Below are 19,066 nucleotides of genomic sequence, written 5' to 3' on the forward strand. Positions count from 1 at the left end.
AGGCGCTGGTGTTGTTGCTAACGTATTGAACTAATCCATAAGTCTCAGTAATGAGCTTATGAGTTAGTCATGAAAAAGCCATCCTGTTATAGGGTGGCTTTTTTTTGGGCGCAAAACAGGTAGTTGCATAATCAATATCATAATGATAAATATTTGAGATAAAGTAAGTGCTATTGTATTTGGATGTGTATAAATAATAATAAAAGGATAAATGATGGTGGTGATAGAAAGTCTAACAACCCATATCTCAGATTTTGAACAAGTGCTGCAAGCAGTAGAGGGTATCGAAGCCATAGTCCAGCCGCAAGATGCTTGGAACTATCAGACTTTGCTTGAACTGCTTGAGCAAGACAGTATTAATCTGTTGATAGTTTATGCACCAGCGCAAAATAAAAAGAGTAACGTAATTGGCTACTGTCTATATCAAGTGATTTTTGAACAAGCAGAGATTTTGCGTATTGGCACTCATCCTGATTATCAACGCCAAGGTATCGCCTCACAAATTTTTGCTAGATTAAATACGGAATTGAAAACTCGTCAGGTAGAGAGCCTTTTATTAGAAGTCCGTGCAGATAATGCGCCTGCGATAGCCTTATATGAGCAGCAAGAATTTGCTCTGATTCATAAGCGTAAAGGGTATTACCAAACTCCCCATCAACCAGCAGTCGATGCCTTAATCATGCAACGCATTTATAATTAAACGTATTTATAATTAATGGTACTCAATGCCGTAAAACGGCTTTATCACAATGATAGATGAATAGAAAACATTTGATGAACTTTATGATGCTTTTTTATAGATTTCAATATATAGATTTTAGTCATTGCTTGCTTGCATACTTTCAAGCTCCGCAATTCGTTCGCTCAATAGTTCAATCATAATGCTAGTATTGGCTTGCTGTTTTAAAACTTGCTCTAACTTCTTCTGAGTGAAGCTTAACTGTTCATCGAGCCCTATTTTTCCATTATAGTAATCATCGAAACCATCTTTGATTTCGTTAAGTGTGAAACCCACTGTCTGTGCACTTTTAATCAGCTCAATACGTTCTACACACTCTGGATGAAATTCGGAATATAGGCGTGATCCTGCTTGACGTTTACGAGATTTTAGCAAGCCCAGTTGGTCATAATGACGAACGGTATCTTTGGTGGTATTGGCTTTAGTCGCGAGAGTTCCAATTAATAAGAATGATTTGTCGGATGCCATAATGGTCTCATAGGTCTGTAGGTAAATGCTTGTTAGTAGCCATAATGCTCATCATAACTTGAGCTGCCAAGGTTCTACGTTACCAAGTAGTGATACTGGTACCGGTTTGTGAGAGTCACTTTGCCATGTGATGGCATCGCCAGCTATTAATGAATCTAACCGAGTGAGAAACTCCACGCGTGGTAATGTAGTTGCACCTAAGCTCATCAGATGATCGTTTGGTAATTGACAGTCGACCAGCGCCACATGGCTTTGTTCACATAAGCGCATCAGCCCCCAAAAAGCCAGCTTTGATGCATTGGAAGCGCGGTGAAACATCGATTCGCCAAAGTAAATGCTACCTATTTTTAATCCATAAAGCCCGCCGATTAATCGTCCTTTATCATCCCAAACTTCAATGCTATGAGCAAAGCCTTGAGCATGTAGTTTGGTGTAGGCCTCAATCATTTCATCATGAATCCAAGTGTGCTCACCTTCAGGCAATCCATCACTGCGTGGCAAACTACAGGCATGTATGACGTCAGCAAATGCTTGATTGAGTGTCAGTTGCCAACGCTCGCGGATTGCTTGCTTACGCAGGGACTTGCTTGGCTGATAGTCTGTTGGCACCATCACACAGCGCGGTTCAGGACACCACCAAGCGATAGGCTCATTCTCATTAAACCAAGGAAACAAACCCTGCGCGTAAGCAGAAAGGAGTGTTTCAGGTGCCAAGTCTCCCCCGATGGCGACGATACCAATACCATCAGGATCGACAGAGATAGGATTAGGAAAGTCATAACGCCCAAGACTTTTTAAGGTCTCAGGCGTGATGTTCTTATCGTTGTATTGAGAGAAATTACCCATTTAGGCTTCTTTATCAGCAGTCAATGTTGACGCATAAGTATGGTCAGTCGCTGTTGCTTCACCAATAGTATCCAAGTATTTTTCAGCATCAAGCGCGGCCATACAGCCCGTACCAGCAGATGTAATCGCTTGACGATAGACATGATCGGCGACATCACCCGCGGCAAATACGCCTTCGATACTGGTTTGTGTGGCATTGCCCTCTAATCCGCTTTTGACAATAAGATAGCCGTCTTTCATATCTAGCTGACCTTTAAATAAGTCCGTATTTGGTTTATGACCAATCGCCACAAACATACCGAACACATCTAATTGCTTGGTGCTACCATCAATCATAGATTCGATGATCACGCCATTAACGCCCATGTCATCACCGACGACTTCTTTAACTTTGTGATTCCACTCGATTTTAATATTACCGTTTTTGGCTTTTTCAAACAATTTATCTTGGAGGATTTTTTCAGAGCGTAAGCTGTCACGGCGATGCACCAAGGTCACTTCAGCAGCAATGTTAGATAAATATAGTGCTTCTTCAACGGCAGTATTACCACCACCGATGACGGCAACTTTTTGATCTTTATAAAAGAAACCATCACAAGTCGCACAAGCCGACACGCCCAAACCACGGAATTTGGTTTCTGACTCTAAACCTAAATACTGCGCTGAGGCACCTGTTGATATGATAAGCGCATCACAGGTATAGCTGCCGTTATTACCCGTCAGCTCAAAAGGGCGCACGTTTAAATTGACTTCATTGATGTGATCATAGACCAATTCGGTACCAAAGCGTTCAGCATGGGCTTTCATACGATCCATTAATGCAGGGCCCGTTAAGTCATGAGCATCACCTGGCCAGTTATCGACTTCAGTGGTGGTCGTTAATTGTCCACCTACTTCCATACCAGTGACCATGACAGGCTTGAGGTTGGCACGTGCGGCATAGACTGCAGCAGAGTAGCCAGCAGGGCCTGAGCCTAAAATAATGAGTTTTTCGTGACGTGGAGCGGTATTGTCAGTTGCCATGAGTTATTCCTTGCTAAATATAAATGTTAAAAATATGAGTGAGCAATATAATAAAAAACAGTCTTCAAAATTGATGCTAATGGGGTTTTCTAATCGCTGCGTGATAATAACATAAGGGCATTGGACGAAAAGTACAAGTTTGCTAAAACAAACACAGGTATGATTACAATCAAAGTATATTTTTCTTGAAATATTATGGTTAGAAACTGCTGGTATTTTATAGGGCTTATCTAACATAACAGCCCTTGCTTTGTTCGTTATATTTTGCGAGTGACATGGATTTTTGCCTAAACCGTACACAGACTTATTTTATTGCACGCTTTCTTTGTAAGACGGTCGCCACTATCCCTATGTATTTGTTATTATAAGAAGTTATGCCAAGTGTGCTAAAGGCAAAAAGAAGGCTATTGTATATCGCTTTTATAATAGACAATACTTGCTGCACACTTTGCTAAGTGCGTTTGTATCAGCACTTTATATCCAACCCTTTATCAGCGCTTTATGTCAGCATGATTAGGCTTAGTCATGCATTGGCGACCATTTAGTATTAATAACAAGGCAGATCTTACGTGATATCAGCACCGCTTATTGAGTATTTAAAAAAGGGAATATTTACCCTCCTTGGGTTAATACTGGCCGTCTATCTATTTGTTATTTTGATGACGTATACCAGTAATGACCCTAGTTGGTCGCATATCAGTAGCGATATGACCACGATTAATAATGTAGGCGGCGAATCGGGTGCTTGGTTATCTGACTTGCTTTATAGCTTCTTTGGTTTTGGAGCATGGTGGCTGCTGGCGTTTGTGGTTTATGAGTCTATCCTTATTTGGTGGGACAACAAGCCAACGTTTTGGCTGATGCGTGTGGTCGCTTATGTGTTTTTATTATTAAGTGCCAGTGCTTTATTTGCGCAATTGGTGGCTGTAGTGCAGCAATTGACCAATCCAGGAACGATAGGGCTAGAAGGTGTGGCTGGTGGCATTATTGGGCTTGAATTACAGGCGCGCTTGGCACAGCTTTTATCGCAGTGGGGGAGTGTGATTTTCTTGACAGCATTCGTCATTATTACTGCGACCTTTGCCTTTAATATTCACTGGCTGGCGATTTATGAGAAGATTAAGGCGCTATCATGGCTTGGCTCAGGTGTGAAGCGTAAAGGTAGAATGCATGATAGCGTGTCAACCACGCCAGAAAATATTAATGCCAAGCAAAATGATGAAAATATAGCCAAAAGTAATGCGAAAAAAGACGCAGCCGATTACGAGCAGTTGCCACTTGAGTTGCAAGTTGCTAGCAGTGCTCGAGCCGTGGACAACAGCGGTCGGTTCAGCAATGTGTTGTCAGAGTTCTTGGCAACGTCGGGACTGGCTGAGAGCGTTAAAGCCTCTGTGGTCGCCGCAACACAAGCGGCGATGCCTAATTCAGCTGTTAAATCTAGTCATGAGAATAATGAGCATGTACCTGTCTCCGTAGAGACACCTAGCAGTACTGTTGAAAATCTAGAAAGTAAGATAAATACATCGACGACGACAAGCCCTGCCATGGCTGCTATCCGCAAAGTCGAGCCAAGCTTTGCTTGGAATGATGCCAATACTGTCGATGACTTATTAGCCAGCGAGCAAATGGCTTATGACGCTAATAACATGAACACTGCTGATTCAGCTTCTACTACTTCTGTATCTTCTGATAACAATACTGGGTTGTTGGAGACAGCAGCACCAGAATCCACAACGATATCAACCGTAGAGATGTCCGAAGCTCAATCAACAGGGAGCTTGCCGTCAACAGCTCAGCCATCAATGGATGAGCTGGTATACGGTGAGACGGCTGACGAAACGGGTAATGAGTCTAAATCGTTTGAGTTAGAGGATAAAGTGGAGGCCGTTGATATATTGGCCGATGCATGGTTGGCAGAGCATGCTGATGTCTCAAAATCTACGGCTATACAGCCTGCAGAAATAGGGCAACCTGCAAAATCAGTGCAAGCAGCCAATATGGCTAAGCTGCCCAGACAAGCAGCAGCCACAGCGCCTGCGACAGACTCATCTAATAGCGCAATCAATGGCCTTATTGATAGATGGGTTGATGAAGAGCCTGAACCGTCAGACGATTCCGAACTCTCTTCTATATCTAATGAAGCTAGTGCCGCAAAAACAGTCGACGTGGTTGCCCCAGTCACGAAAGTCGCTGATATGACGCCAACTAATACGCCACCGTCTAATCCTAAATTAGCGCCTACGATAGAAAGTAGTGTCTCGACGACAACTGGTGCTGCACCAACTAATAGTGCACCTGCGCCCGCCGCTAAACCAACGGTAAGTTTTGCAGTACCTGATGGCGATAGTAGCAACCATATCACTGACATGATGCCAGAGGATGATAGCGCTGAGGATGATAATGCGCCCGTTATGCCAGATATTAGTGATGATGCCGCGTTCAGTCAAAAATCACGCTCGATGCAAACGGCTGCCTATCGCAGTAGCCTAACGCCTATTCCAGAGATTTCTATTCTAGATAAGCCAGACCCTGATCGTAAGCCCAGTTACACCATCGCCGAGCTTGAGCAATTATCAGAATTATTAGAGATTAAATTACAAGAATTCAATGTAAAGGCGGCTGTGGTCAATGCTATCCCAGGGCCAGTCGTCACCCGCTTTGAAGTGGAGCTTGCTGCTGGAGTAAAAGCCAGTAAGGTTACGGGTATTTCACGCGATTTGGCGCGCTCGTTATCCATGGCGTCTTTGCGTGTGGTCGAAGTGATTCCGGGTAAGCCGTATATCGGTATTGAAGTGCCTAATAAGCAGCGCGAAATGGTACGCTTGATTGAGCTATTGAATACCGAAAAATTCCAAGATCCCAAAGCCCAAATCAGCATGGCGATGGGTAAGGATATCGGTGGTAATGCCATTATTACTGATCTTGCCCGCGCACCGCATATGTTGGTTGCTGGTACTACAGGTTCGGGAAAATCGGTATTGGTCAACTCCATGCTACTATCGATGCTACTCAAATATACGCCAAATGAGCTGCGTCTGATTTTGATTGATCCAAAGCAGCTTGAGCTTGCCAACTATAATGATATTCCGCATCTATTAACACCAGTCGTTACCGATATGACCGAAGCGGCCAGTGCTTTGTCATGGTGCGTGGCAGAGATGGAGCGCCGTTATCAGCTGATGAGTTTGCTGAAAGTGCGTAAGCTTAATGAGTTTAATAAAAAGGTCATTGCTGCTGAAAAATCGGGCAATCCGATGCTTGATCCTTTGTGGCGACCTAATGACAGCGTGAGTATCAGCCAAGCACCGAAACTAAAAACTTTACCGATGATTGTCATTGTCGCCGATGAGTTTGCTGATATGATTATGCAGGTCGGCAAACAAGCGGAAGAGCTTATCACGCGCTTGGCACAAAAATCACGTGCTGCAGGGATTCATTTAATGCTTGCTACCCAGCGTCCATCGGTCGATGTGATTACTGGTTTGATTAAAGCCAATATTCCAGTACGTGCAGCGCTGAGGGTGAACTCAAAAGTAGATTCGCGGACGATTTTGGATAGTGGTGGTGCTGAAGACATGTTGGGTAACGGTGATATGTTATTCTTAGGGCCTGGGCAAATTGAGCCAGATCGTGTGCATGGTGCCTATGTCAGCGATGAAGAAGTTAACCGTGTCTGTGACGCGTGGCGCGAACGCGGTGCGCCTGATTATATTGACAACATGGCAGGCAATTTTGAATTGTCTAGTCCGGGCGGCAGTGGTAGTACGGCTAACGCATCTGGTGAGGACGACGACCTTTATAACGATGCCGTGGCCTTTATTATGGAGACGCGAAAAGTTTCTGCCTCTAGTATCCAGCGTAAATTTAGCATCGGCTATAACCGTGCCGCACGTATTGTAGATTCTATGGAGGATGCGGGATTGGTCAGCTCAATGGGCAAAAGCGGTAAGCGTGAGTTGTTAATGTAATTGTCAATCAATCTGATTGATTAATAAAAAAGACGAGTGACGAAAGTGGCTCGTCTTTTTTATTCGAAAAAATATGATAATGCTCATGTCGGAGTGACCAATCAGTTTTTTTATCAATTATCAGCAGTGGTTTTTTATACTAAACTGACCCTTGTTGATAGCATAAATATCACTCAATTTTCAGAAGTCTTAGGTTCATTACTCAGCAAGGATGCAGGTTATGTTTAAAGAATATACCCAATATGATGCCATAGCATTGGCGGCATTGGTCAATTCAGGTGAAGTCAGCGCTAAAGAGTTATTAGATGCTGCCGTCTATCAAGCCAATACACTCAATCCCAAATTAAACGCCATCATCCATCGTTTCGATGAGCGGGCTTATCATGCTGCACAGGCGGGATTACCCTCAGGTATATTTAATGGTGTGCCTTATTTGCTCAAAGATTTGTCATTTAGCTTTGCCGGTGAGCCAGTCACGATGGGCAGTCGTAGTGTTAATATCATCTCTGAAAGCGACAGTGAAATCGTCAAGCGTATGAAAGCCACAGGTGTGAATACTTTTGGCAAAACCAATACGCCAGAATTTGGTTTAATTATTACCACCGAACCAAAAGCCCATGGTGCTACTCATAACCCTTTTAAAAAAGGCTACAGTTCTGGTGGCTCATCGGGTGGTAGTGCAGCAGCAGTGGCGAGTGGTATTGTACCAATGGCCGGCGCTGGTGATGGCGGCGGCTCGATACGGTTTCCGGCTGCTTGGTGCGGTGCGTTTGGCTTGAAGCCAAGCCGTGGCCGTAATCCATTAGGTCCTAACCTTGGTGAAGGGTGGGATGGGGCAGTTGCCGATCATGTGATTACGCGCTCGGTACGTGACAGTGCCGCGATGCTCGATGCCACGAGTGGTGCGGAGATTGGTGCGCCTTATGTCATTGCGCCGCCAGACGGCACGTTTCTGCAAGCAGCGATGCGTGCACCAAGGCAATTAACCATTGCCTTACAACAACAGCCATTGATTGCCAATACTGTGGTGGATAAAGAGGTGCTGGCTGTATTAGAGCAAACTGCTAAGCAGCTAGAAGCCATGGGTCATCGTGTCATACCCGCCGAGCCGAATATCAATATCGAGCAGTTTTGGCATGACTTTATGGTTGTGGTCTGCACTCATACCGCTTTTACCATTGATAATATCGAGCGTGATTTTGGGGCAGAACATATCAAAAACCTAGAGCCGCAAACCTATAATATGGCATTGCTGGGTCGCTCATTATCAGCAGTGGACTTGGTTCATGCCAAACACGGTTGGCATAACAGTCAGTATCAAACGGGACTGTTATTAGAAACCTATGACATGATTTTGTGCCCGACCGTGCCGACACCTGCGGTTAAGCATGGTGTACTGCCACCAAGCCGTATGGATGAGATGCTGATGCGTAGCGCAGGAGTGCTCAATAAGGGCATCGATATGGGTAAGTATGCCTTTAGTTCGGGCATGATCGAAAAGCTTAGTCAGCCTGTACTGGGCAAAATGGCCTTTACGCTACTGGGTAATATTACAGGATTGCCAGCGATGTCGGTGCCAGTCGGTATGAGTAAAAAAGGTTTGCCAATTGGGATGCAGCTGATTGGGCGCATGAATGATGAAGCGACATTATTCAGTGTGGCAGGTGAGATGGAGCGAGCAGGGTTGTTTACCAATGCCGCCTTTGAGAAGTAGGTTTGCATTCTATCGATTAATTATTACTTACACCATTGCCAAAATTGTGAATAGCAAAGAAAGCGCGTGCAATGTTTACTTTAGTAGGACTCTCATATATCAAGCTATTCATGTTTTTTGAAACTGATATTACTTAATCAAATCGATAAATATCCATGCCTAAGCTATGATGCGCCATGCTTTGATGAACAACTGAGACACGCTGACCTGTACCTAAGGCAAAAAACAATGGCAACAGATGCTCGTCACTCGGATGAATGTCTTTATAGTCAGGATATTGCTGCCAGTCTAAAGCACTAGGAATGTCTATTTTGAGCTGTTGTAGCAGCCATTGCTTAAATGCTTTAGCAGTTTGGTCAACACTATCTGCTTGCCAGCGTAATGCTTGCAGATTATGGGTAATGTTACCTGAGCCAATGATGAGTATTTGCTCCTCACGTAGGCGTGCTAGCTGCGCACCCAATTGATAACAGGCGATACTGTCATAATGCTGCGGCAATGATACTTGTACGATAGGCACATCTGCTTCTGGATAGAGATGTCTGAGCGGCGCCCATACCCCATGATCGCAAGCCCGCACTGGATTGACACTACAAGTAATACCGCGTGCAGTGAGCTGCTGGGCAAGTGATTCAGCAAGCGCTGGCTGACCAGCTGCAGGGTATTGAAGCTCATATAGCTCAGGCGGAAAACCTGAAAAGTCGTGCCAAGTCTTGGGTTGCGGATTACTGCTCATCTCGAGTTTGGCGGATTGCCAATGCGCTGACATAATCAGGATGGCACGTGGCTTGGGTAAGTTTTGCCCAATACGTGCCAGTGCACTGGTCGTGGCTGATTGCTCAATGGCAAGTGTGGGTGCGCCATGCGAGATAAACAATGCTGGTAGCTTAGCCAAATTCGACCCTAAAGCAGGTGCATCTGTCCAAACGCCAGTCGCCGTAATAGGCGTTGGCGAATGAGTGTACGAATCATCAGACTGATGGAGTGAATGAGAGGCGTTAGGTGTCGCGCGTTTTGGATATTTCATGTAGCGTTTATTAGGGCGCTCAGTAGTTTTTCAATCCTTTCTATCATTGATATTGTGCCCATAAACTATCAGCACAGAATATTGGTAAAAAATATTAACACAGAGTATAGCAGTGTTTAATGACTGCTTAATTGCCACGATGATAAGGATGGTTGTTATTGATACTCATCGCGCGATACAACTGCTCCATGAGCACAACACGTACCAACGGATGCGGTAATGTCAGCGCTGATAGTGATAATTTTACATCGGCTTTGGCTAATACTTCTGGTGATACGCCGTCCGCACCGCCGATCACTAGTGCAATATCATCGCCTTGCTGCATGCCATCAGCTAATTTTTCAGCCAGCCCTTCTGTCGAAATCATTTTACCTTTGACATCCAATACCCATAGTTGCTCACGCCCTGAGGCATTATGAGCGGCCAATATTGCCTGTCCTTCTTGCTCACGATACTGTGCCAAATTGGCATCAGAAGGGTTTTTTGCTCGCTTTGCGGCAGCAATTTCCACGATTTCTGTGCTAAGCATAGGCTGGATACGCTTAAAATACTCATCGAACCCCGTCTGTACCCATTTAGGCATTTTATTACCGACGGTTAAAATCCTTACTTTCATAGCAGTACCATTTCAATTTCAGTCATTAGTAAAATGTAACAAAAAAATTCTATAGTCAAGTGAACGTAACAAACAAGACTCTTAGGACGCTTTTTTATGCTTTACTATTTTTTGATAAACACTGGTTCTTTGTCCAAGTTTTATTTACCAAATTCTCATCATAGTTAGTTTGATATTCATACATGTATGGCTCGCCATTTATATTATATCGGTCTTACATCAAAGGCTGTATGGTTTGCGAGACACTATCTTCTGTATTTTCGTCATTATCGCCAGCATCAGTCGGGTTAGGTCTTGGAATAATAGTAAGCTTAGCATCAGATTCAAAAACGATGGCTTCAACATCATCGAAACTATTCACTCCTTCAGAGCGCATCGCACATTCAATCTCTTGACGAGTTAGCCGCTCAGCGCGCATCGCATCTGGTAAAAACTGCCCTTGATAAAAAACAATACGTGGCTCTGATAAAATAAAACTGCTAAATTGCGGTGAGATAGAGGCATATTTGGTGACCAAAAACTGCAATAGATAAAGCACTAAAATCGATGAAACTCCTTCGACAAAGGGAAGGTCTTTAAGCAAAATAGTACTGGCACCAAGTGAACCGATCATGACGGTGACGATCCAATCAAAGTTATTGAGCTGTGAGGTAGAGCGTTTACCTGAGACTTTGGTCGCCAGCACGACTAACACGTAAACCATAACAGTCGTCAAAACGATGCGTCCAAGCTTGTCTATATTGTCAAAAAAAATCAGCTCCATGATGAATGCTCCTATTAAAATATAAAACCGCTAGTCACCCAAAATATTACTCACTCAAGTTAGCCTAACGGATTTTATGCATCAGTAGGGAGAAAAATTTGTAGCACCTTGTAGAGGTTTGGTTGAGGCTATCATGGCTCACATAATTTTGCGCTTAGGATCAAGCAGGCGATTAATCGCCCAAAGACTGATGCGAGCACTGACCAATGTCAGCACCAATATCATCACCAGCGATGAGAGCAATGGTAATGGCTGCTGAATGGCCATCTCCAGTAAGACTTCACGATTTACCGCATCAAACAACCAAAACCATATGGCTAAGAAATAAATGACAGTCAGTAGCCAGACCACAGCGACGCCGCCAAACATTAAGCGATTGATCTCACTGCTATTCAATGCGCGCTGCTGATGTTTGACAAATTTATGAACCGCGATATAAGCTCCGATAATGATAGATAACACCGTTACCAGTTGCGAGTTCAAAGCAAGCTTGGTTTGAATCATCATAAATATTGCGCTGGCAAGCGTATAGCCAATCGCGAAATATCCTACATATTGTGCCAATTTAGGTTGCGCTGACTCATGGTTTTTCGGCAGCGGCTCGCCACTTGAATGAGTCTTGAGTTTATTGAGATTGGTTGTCTTGCGTGACATAAGCGAACCTTTATAAAGGTGAAAAGTAGGATGTAAAAAACACTTAATGCTGCGCCGTCCAATCAAGCATCGCATCTAGCACGGGTCTGGCCGTATAAGCATTATGCGCGTGCTCACTATTGATGAGTCCAACCACGACATAATCCTGTCCCGACAATCCTTTGACATAGCCTGCCATCGAGGTGACATTGTTTAAGGTACCCGTTTTTATCCACGCACGACCAATGGCTGCTGATTCTGGTAGGCGTTCACTGTGAGCGGTAATGGTGCCACTAACGCCAGCGATACCTAACGAGTTGACGTAAGCGTTAAAACTTGGATGGCTATAAGCATAAGTTAGAAGCTCGCTTAAGTTGGCGGCTGTTATGGTACAGTCGCGGCAGAGTCCTGAACCATTGGTTAAATGGGGCGGCGGTGTGCTTAGATTGGTCTGCCACCATTGATTAATAGTCTGCAATGCTACAGGATAGCCCGTTGTAGTCGGCTTGCCAAATTGATACAAGCTATATGAATTATTAATAGCTTTATCGACCGTTTTATTATCAAGTTTGTCATAAACACCAATCGATAGTGCCACTTGCTCAGTCATCACATTGTTTGAGAAATGATTGATATCGTAAATCTGCTGAGTCAAATTTAATGATGGGTAGCTGACAATAGGCAGCGGTGAGATAGGTAGTGCTGCCAGACCATGCATTGATTTGGCACTTTTTGTTGTAGTATAAGGTGTTTCTTGAGTGATGACATCACCACTCAGCGTATTGCCTAGCTCTTGCCATTTTGCGGCAATAACGCGTGCTGCAAAATCTTTGGCGTCAGGATAAGCCACATAAAAAGCATGCTCTTGGCAGCTGTTTGGCAAATGAGTATTTAATACTAATTGTTTTGTTTGCCACTCGGGTGCGAGACTATAACGCGCTTGTCCACAGGCCGCCGAACGCGTATTTATTATGCTGGGCAAATCATAGTTTGCTAATAGCGGTGTATAAGTCAGATTTGCTTGGTCATCGTTTAATGGATAGCTTTTGATACCGATGGTACTAAAATTCACCAAAAAACCATCAGGGCTAGCGTTATAAGGACGCAGTGGCGAGTTATCAAAGGCAGCAGGGTCTTTACTGACATTTTTAAAGACGCCACTGTCAATGAGAATATCACCGTCGATATGACGGATACCGGACGTCTGTACTTTATAAAGGAGCTGTTTTAAACGCTCGTGGGTCATTTTTGGATCGCCGCTGCCTTGAATAATCAAATCGCCATGGAGACGGTCACCGATGACAAGGCCTGTATGATAGACACGGGTATGCCAGACAAAATCAGCGCCTAGGGTATCTAACGCAATAAAGCTGGGAACGAGTTTCATGGTGCTGGCAGGCGTGCGAGCGACATCAGATTGATGGTTCAGTAGTGGTGAAAATGAAATTTTTATGGAGGTATTATCAGTATTGATGTCACCAGTTTTATTGTTACTGTTACTGTTACTGGCGTTGTTGTCGTTAATGACAGCTATTTTTGCCTTATCACCCAATATCGTTGGGATGCTTTCTAAGCTTTGATAAGTGTAAGGATCATCGGTGTAAGCATGCAGTTTTTTCTCATGCTTTTCAATGGTACGCTGCTCAATAGTAATCAGCGTACTTTGTTGGCGCAAATGGTTATTTTGGGTTTTGTCATTATTATTTTGCGTGGCTTTTGGAGGATTGCCTGTTATATCAGCAGTTATATTGGCAGTCGGTTTTGGCTGAAGAGCGGGGTTAGATGAGGGTTCCGAGATGCTGCTATCAATGACCTGAATGGGAGCGGGCAGGCGACTGGCGTTTTTATCACCAACTGGTGTGACGATAATACTAATATCAGCTTCTGTTAAATCGGCTCGTGATAATGCTGCTTCGATAGCTTTTGGTAGTACTGCTTGCGCATGGATTGGCAATACTGTCGCCGTTGCTAATAACGCCATGATAGGTACGTATTTAGTAGGCGGCTTCGACGGTCGCAGATAACGAAAAAAAGGGGATAACTTGGCAGTAAGAGCAGAGGAGTGACGGAGTTTGGAGGTGGGTCGCATGAGCATCTTTCATCAGTTAGCAAAAACAGTCTATGGTAACATGAGTTGCCGTTTTCGCGTAGATGGTAGGTGTGGTTGAAAACCTGTTTTTATCTGAACTTTCAAACTACGGACGCACGCTAGCGTACATGTAAAAATGCCATGGCAGTCATGATCGCATCGTTATAAGCATCATGGGCGCCTAGCTCGGGTATATTATAATGCGCTAAAATATTGGTTAGATGCTGCGCTTGACTAGAGAGGCCTTGGGTTTGACCACTCCTGCGCCGACTATATAAATGGCGCAAATCTATGATTTCGTTGGGCAGCGCTGTGCCCATATAGCGTTTGACCATAGGGTTTAAAAACGCTGTATCTAAACTTGTACAAAACCCCACAATCGGCCGATTGCCTATAAATGGCAACAGTAGCGCCAGCATCTCATCGTAGCTCATACCATGCTCAACGTCGGCAGTACGCAGGCCATGAATCACAATGGTGTCACGGTCTGGCATCACAGGTGGTCTGCATACGATATGCATGCCATTACCCGTATCGATTGTATTGCCATTAATATGAATCGCGGCGACAGACAATAAATGGTGATTTTTTGGATTGAGTCCCGTCATTTCACAGTCAATCGCTACCCACTGCTTAGCCAAAGGCTTGGTAAACATCGATGCCAATTCTGGACGCTGTAGCTGCGTTTTTTGCCAAGCGCAGGATAACTGTGTTAGCCAACTCATATTTGTCGCTCATCCATTTATGCGATTGTTGTACTTATGCGAGCTCTAGCTGATAATGCTGACGTAGCTGATTTTTAAAGCTTTTGACGACAGCCAAACACTCTTTTAATAAGTCACGCTCAAGTGCGGTCAAGGTCATTGGGTTGACTTGCCGTGCATGTTTATCATCGGTTGATAGGGCGACGGATAGGCGCTGTGCCATAAAAAATTCCAAGGCTTCTAATAAAGTATCTGCGCGCTCTTGGGTCAAGGCGCGAGCTTGTACCAAAGCTTTAAGACGATTTTTACTACTGGGCAGCTCTAAGATATCGTTTTCTAACGCCAAGGTGCGAATACCATGAACCAGTGGAAAGATACCGGCTTTCTTTAGATCAATGTCTTCTGACACGGGTTTGCCACCGAGCAAAGGCACGAATTTTTGCCACCACTGATTGACATCACCGAACTGTAGCGCGGCACGTGCAAACTGGCGTACAAACATGAGGTCTGACTGCCTGTGGGCAACCTTTAAATGTTGGCGCACCTGAGTTAATAATGACTCATCTCCGCAGACGTATTCGCCATCAAGTATGGCGGACAAATAAATACCATGCATGGGATCCGTATTTCTAAACCATAAGCCAATCTGGGCGTTAAACTGTTTGAGCGGCTGTCGCCACATAGGATTGGTCATCATGATATTACCCTCACACAGTGGATAACCGAGGTCTGCTAAATGGTGATTAAAAGTATCCGCAAATTGCGCCAGATCAGGGTGAGTATAGCCATCACGTAAGATGAGTGCATTGTCTTGGTCAGTACGCATGATTTGCTCACCGCGCCCCTCGGAGCCCATCACGATCAGGCAGGTATTTGTCATGACCTCATCAGGCACGATAAGTTGCCAGAGCTTGGTAAATACCTGTGCATTCAAGGTCTGTACCATGCGGCTGATGTTACCGGTTTTGACGCCGTTTTGATGTTGGGCACGAATGTAACGACCGATAAGCTCGACGGCGGTATCTAAGCTCGATAAGTCTTTTGCTTGCTCGATTTGGATACTTATGAGCTGTGAATGATGACCAATATGCGCAAGCATATCGCTTTGTCCCAGTATACCAACAACATCACCGTTTTGATCCATCACTGGTAGCCGATGAATGCGATAGCGGGTCATGGTCAATAGTGCATCGCCAATCTCATCACTGGCTTTGATGGTACGCAAATTGAAATTAGCATAGCGCTGGCAGGGAGTAGTGGCTGGATCTTGCTGGTCACTCACGGCGCGGCAAATATCGGTATCGGTTAAAATACCCAATAGATGATCGGTACCATATCGCCCATCTCCAACGTTTTTTAAGTGGCCTGATGGTTGCACCAGTACATGTTTTAGCCCCGCTTTCGTCATGATAGCAGCGGCTTCGTACAAGCTGTTATTGGCATCGACGATATGGACTGGCAATAGATTGACGTCAATGACGGGCTGCAACATGATTTGCTGCACTTCTTGTTGGTCGTTGTAGCTGGCAGAGACTATGGAGTTATTATTGCGGCGTTGCTGTAATGCTTTTAGCCGTTCGGGCAATTTGTCTGACAGCATTTGGCGCACGAGGTGATTTTGGGCGCTGATTTTATCGACTGCGCTACCAGCGACTTGGAGTAGCAAGGTATCCTCAGCAGCTCGAAACTGATAGGTCTGCAGCGCTTCAGTATTAGGGCTGTTTTCAGTTAATGATTCAGGCAGACGACGGCTGTCGAACCAGTCGTTACTATTGAGATGGTCGGAGTGGTTACTACCCAAGTAGGTGGCGACAAACTCACCATCAAGCAATTGCTCAATCTGCCCTTTAATGACCACATACAGATATTGCAACTCTTCGGCAGTAAGATTCTCATTTTTGGCAAGGTAACGGATTTGAGTATTTTTTCTGATGCTTTGGCGTTCAGCCAGACTCAATACGTCAAAGGGCGGCTGGGTAAAATCAAGATGGGGCATGGCATCATCCTTGATGGCATATTGAGTAAAAGATAATTGATGATAAAAGACACTTTACTATAGCATTATTAAAGCAAAAAGCCTCTAATAACCACAGTAATATTGTGGCTATTAGAGGCTGCTGTTTTTTTGGAAGTTTTTGCGTATAAAGCGACTGCTTATGCGCCTAGTAATTTCCGAATACGGCTTATTGCTTCACGGCTCTCATCAACACTAGCGACTAGCGCAATGCGTACGTAACCTTGCCCAGGGTTTTTGCGATCAATGTCACGTGACAGATAGCGCCCTGCTAATGCGTGAATATTGGCTTGCTCGTACAGTGCTTTGACAAACCGCTCATCATCACCATCGAACGGCTCAGGGACTTTCACCCAAAAGTAAAATCCAGCATCAGGCATGCGCAAGTCTAATAACTCACCAAGCTCAGACATCCACAAGGCAAACTTTTCTTGATACAGAGCGCGATTGTGTGCCACATGCTTTTCATCTTGCCATGCAGCGATCGAGGCGAGTTGATGTGGTATCGGCATCGCACAGCCTTGATAAGTACGATATTGCAGATAAGCTTGCAAAATATTGGCATCACCTGCCACAAACCCCGAGCGCAAACCAGGCAAGTTTGAACGCTTAGATAAAGAGTGAAAGACAATGCAGTTTTTGAAATCATGTCGACCGAGGGCAGCGCAGGCTTGTAATAAGCCAATGGGAGCTGTATCAAAATACAGCTCGCTATAACACTCGTCACTGGCGATAATAAAATCGTACTGATCTGACAGGCGAATGAGATATTCCCAATCCTCCATGGTCATGACCGAGCCTGTTGGATTGTTCGGACTACAAACAAACAATAGCTGTGTGCGCATCCAAACGTCTTTTGGTACGGCGCGATAGTTGCCTTTAAAATCATCGTCCAGTGTGCAAGGCACAAAGTAAGGTTCGGCTTGCGCCAGTATCGCTGCACCCTCGTATATTTGGTAAAAAGGGTTGGGCATGACTATTGTAGGAGCAGTCGTAGGAGCTGGCATAGGAGAAACACTAGATAGCGGGTCAGAAACAGACAGCGGGCTACTTTCTGTATCGCTCATCTTATGATCAACAACTGCTTGTACCAGACTAAAAATCGCTTCGCGTGTGCCCATTACTGGCAATACTTGCGTATTGGCATCGACATGGTGCAAAAAGAAGCGCTTTTCTAGCCAATGCGCGATAGTTTGACGCAGCTCAAACATACCATTAGTCGTTGGATAACGACTTATTTTGTCCAAATTTTCACGTAGTACGTCCAGTACAAACGCTGGTGGCTCATGTTTTGGTTCACCAATACCGAGCTTGATTTCACTGTAGTCATGGGCTGGGACACTGTTAGCAAGCAATGTTGCCATCTTTGCGAAAGGGTAAGGATGCAGGTACGTTAAGTTGTGATTCATAGGTAGGGTAACTATAATAGACAATTAATAATAAAGTTATAAAGAAAAATTACATTCAAACAGTGTAGCACTTCTCTTGTTTTTTGTCTTTTTCTTCTCTTACTGCCAAAACGGCTTAGCCGTAATGGCAAATTAAGGTAATTATTGAAGCAGCCACAGATTTAAAAATCCTAAGAAAAGCGTGCCGATTGATAACTTATAATAATACAAAAAACTGCTGTCAGCCTTAATAATAGAGTGTGGTAAGGATAATTTGATATGCCTAGTATCTCAAAAGCTAATGATCTTAACGCGACAGATATTCAATATGAAAACTCTGTTGATACGCGACAGCGTACTAAATTGTACGAGCTATTAAAGCAGCGAGAGCAAAGCTGGTGGCAAGCACGCCAGCAACTAATCAGTCATAAAGAACGAAAAATGTTTTGGTACGGTGAAAACAGCTTGATGATGTGGTTACTGTGGCAGTTAGTCAGTTATGTGATCGTGGCGATGGTGCTGATGGTGCTTAGCAATCTGCTCGGTATTTTACTGCCATTATGGCAATATATTGCTCTATTCGTCTTGCAAACCGCGATTTTTATGGCCATGTTCGCAGCTAAAGGTCGAATGGCAAATAGTTTGCAACGCAAAATCGATAAAGATGAGTTGATGCGAGAAGAGACGTTCAATGAAATGATTGTTTTGGCAGAAGACAGCCTTTATCCAGATGTACATGCCAAGTCGCCTATTTCTTTGAGATATTTATATGAGTATCTTGATGGGCATTTTCATTTAGCCAGTTTACAGTGTTTGCTCCAAAAAGAAGTCGATGCTGGGCGTCTAATGCTAGGCTATCAGCAGGTGGATGCAAAAATTTTGCCACCAGATCTTGCGGATGATGAGCTCAATGAGCACGCTAGCGAAATGATATATAAAAGCACCTTATGAAAGGTGCTTTCGATATTAAAGAGTTAAAAAATACAAAGCGTGCCATCGATACATTGATGGGTCTATGATTCGTTACAAACACAGAACTATCAATGAATTGATGATACACGCTGAATATTTATC

Annotated in this window: 15 protein-coding genes; 4 read left to right on the top strand and 11 right to left on the bottom strand. The window is 44.2% G+C overall.

Going from position 1 to position 19,066, the window contains the following annotated elements:
- Nucleotides 1-211 precede the first annotated feature (211 nt).
- On the top strand, nt 212-700 hold the full coding sequence (gene rimI / locus JFC10_RS12515; RefSeq protein ID WP_227698053.1) for a ribosomal protein S18-alanine N-acetyltransferase: 489 nt from the start codon (nt 212-214) through the stop codon (nt 698-700).
- 117 nt (nt 701-817) lie between these two features.
- Here the strand turns inward: rimI and JFC10_RS12520 are convergent, their stop codons facing one another.
- The 3 genes from JFC10_RS12520 to trxB are packed head-to-tail and all read right to left on the bottom strand — an operon-like array spanning nt 818 to nt 3,076.
- The gene (locus JFC10_RS12520; RefSeq protein WP_198333121.1) at nt 818-1,207 is read right to left on the bottom strand and encodes a MerR family transcriptional regulator; all 390 of its coding nucleotides are present in this window, start codon (nt 1,205-1,207) and stop codon (nt 818-820) included.
- A gap of 51 nt (nt 1,208-1,258) precedes the next feature.
- Entirely contained in the window at nt 1,259-2,053 is a 795-nt protein-coding gene (aat, locus tag JFC10_RS12525; protein ID WP_198333122.1) for a leucyl/phenylalanyl-tRNA--protein transferase, read from the bottom strand.
- A complete protein-coding gene (gene trxB, locus JFC10_RS12530) occupies nt 2,054-3,076 on the bottom strand; it encodes a thioredoxin-disulfide reductase (RefSeq protein ID WP_198333123.1) in 1,023 nt (340 codons plus the stop codon).
- A gap of 569 nt (nt 3,077-3,645) precedes the next feature.
- On the opposite strand from trxB, the gene JFC10_RS15095 reads away from it, so the two are divergent.
- Both JFC10_RS15095 and JFC10_RS12540 read left to right on the top strand, forming a co-directional pair.
- Nucleotides 3,646-7,044 (top strand): DNA translocase FtsK 4TM domain-containing protein, encoded by a 3,399-nt coding sequence (locus JFC10_RS15095; protein WP_198333128.1) that lies wholly within the window; start codon nt 3,646-3,648, stop codon nt 7,042-7,044.
- A 220-nt stretch (nt 7,045-7,264) separates the two neighbouring features.
- On the top strand, nt 7,265-8,758 hold the full coding sequence (locus tag JFC10_RS12540; RefSeq protein WP_198333129.1) for an amidase: 1,494 nt from the start codon (nt 7,265-7,267) through the stop codon (nt 8,756-8,758).
- Between the two features lie 133 nt (nt 8,759-8,891).
- Here the strand turns inward: JFC10_RS12540 and JFC10_RS12545 are convergent, their stop codons facing one another.
- The 8 genes from JFC10_RS12545 to dapC all read right to left on the bottom strand — a co-directional run bounded on the left by JFC10_RS12545 (nt 8,892) and on the right by dapC (nt 18,013).
- A complete protein-coding gene (locus JFC10_RS12545; RefSeq protein WP_198333131.1) occupies nt 8,892-9,785 on the bottom strand; it encodes a DODA-type extradiol aromatic ring-opening family dioxygenase in 894 nt (297 codons plus the stop codon).
- A 127-nt stretch (nt 9,786-9,912) separates the two neighbouring features.
- A complete protein-coding gene (gene rlmH / locus JFC10_RS12550; protein WP_198333133.1) occupies nt 9,913-10,401 on the bottom strand; it encodes a 23S rRNA (pseudouridine(1915)-N(3))-methyltransferase RlmH in 489 nt (162 codons plus the stop codon).
- A gap of 214 nt (nt 10,402-10,615) precedes the next feature.
- Nucleotides 10,616-11,164 carry a DUF421 domain-containing protein gene (locus tag JFC10_RS12555; RefSeq protein WP_087814034.1) on the bottom strand — a complete coding sequence of 183 codons (549 nt, stop codon included), beginning with the start codon at nt 11,162-11,164 and terminating at the stop codon, nt 10,616-10,618.
- Between the two features lie 138 nt (nt 11,165-11,302).
- Nucleotides 11,303-11,818 carry an ABZJ_00895 family protein gene (locus tag JFC10_RS12560; protein ID WP_087814035.1) on the bottom strand — a complete coding sequence of 172 codons (516 nt, stop codon included), beginning with the start codon at nt 11,816-11,818 and terminating at the stop codon, nt 11,303-11,305.
- A 43-nt stretch (nt 11,819-11,861) separates the two neighbouring features.
- The gene (dacB, locus tag JFC10_RS12565; protein WP_227685794.1) at nt 11,862-13,886 is read right to left on the bottom strand and encodes a D-alanyl-D-alanine carboxypeptidase/D-alanyl-D-alanine endopeptidase; all 2,025 of its coding nucleotides are present in this window, start codon (nt 13,884-13,886) and stop codon (nt 11,862-11,864) included.
- Between the two features lie 119 nt (nt 13,887-14,005).
- Complete coding sequence (locus tag JFC10_RS12570) at nt 14,006-14,611, bottom strand: 3'-5' exonuclease (protein ID WP_198333136.1); 606 nt, start codon at nt 14,609-14,611, stop codon at nt 14,006-14,008.
- Nucleotides 14,612-14,645: 34 nt separating this feature from the next.
- The gene (locus JFC10_RS12575; RefSeq protein ID WP_198333144.1) at nt 14,646-16,586 is read right to left on the bottom strand and encodes a DUF294 nucleotidyltransferase-like domain-containing protein; all 1,941 of its coding nucleotides are present in this window, start codon (nt 16,584-16,586) and stop codon (nt 14,646-14,648) included.
- A gap of 158 nt (nt 16,587-16,744) precedes the next feature.
- Nucleotides 16,745-18,013, bottom strand: a complete 1,269-nt coding sequence (dapC, locus tag JFC10_RS12580; RefSeq protein WP_198333146.1) for a succinyldiaminopimelate transaminase — start codon at nt 18,011-18,013, stop codon at nt 16,745-16,747.
- Between the two features lie 258 nt (nt 18,014-18,271).
- On the opposite strand from dapC, the gene JFC10_RS12585 reads away from it, so the two are divergent.
- A complete protein-coding gene (locus JFC10_RS12585) occupies nt 18,272-18,943 on the top strand; it encodes a hypothetical protein (RefSeq protein ID WP_198333148.1) in 672 nt (223 codons plus the stop codon).
- Nucleotides 18,944-19,066 lie beyond the last annotated feature (123 nt).

Origin of the sequence: Psychrobacter aquimaris (assembly GCF_016107525.1) — a bacterium.
Classification (GTDB): domain Bacteria; phylum Pseudomonadota; class Gammaproteobacteria; order Pseudomonadales; family Moraxellaceae; genus Psychrobacter; species Psychrobacter aquimaris.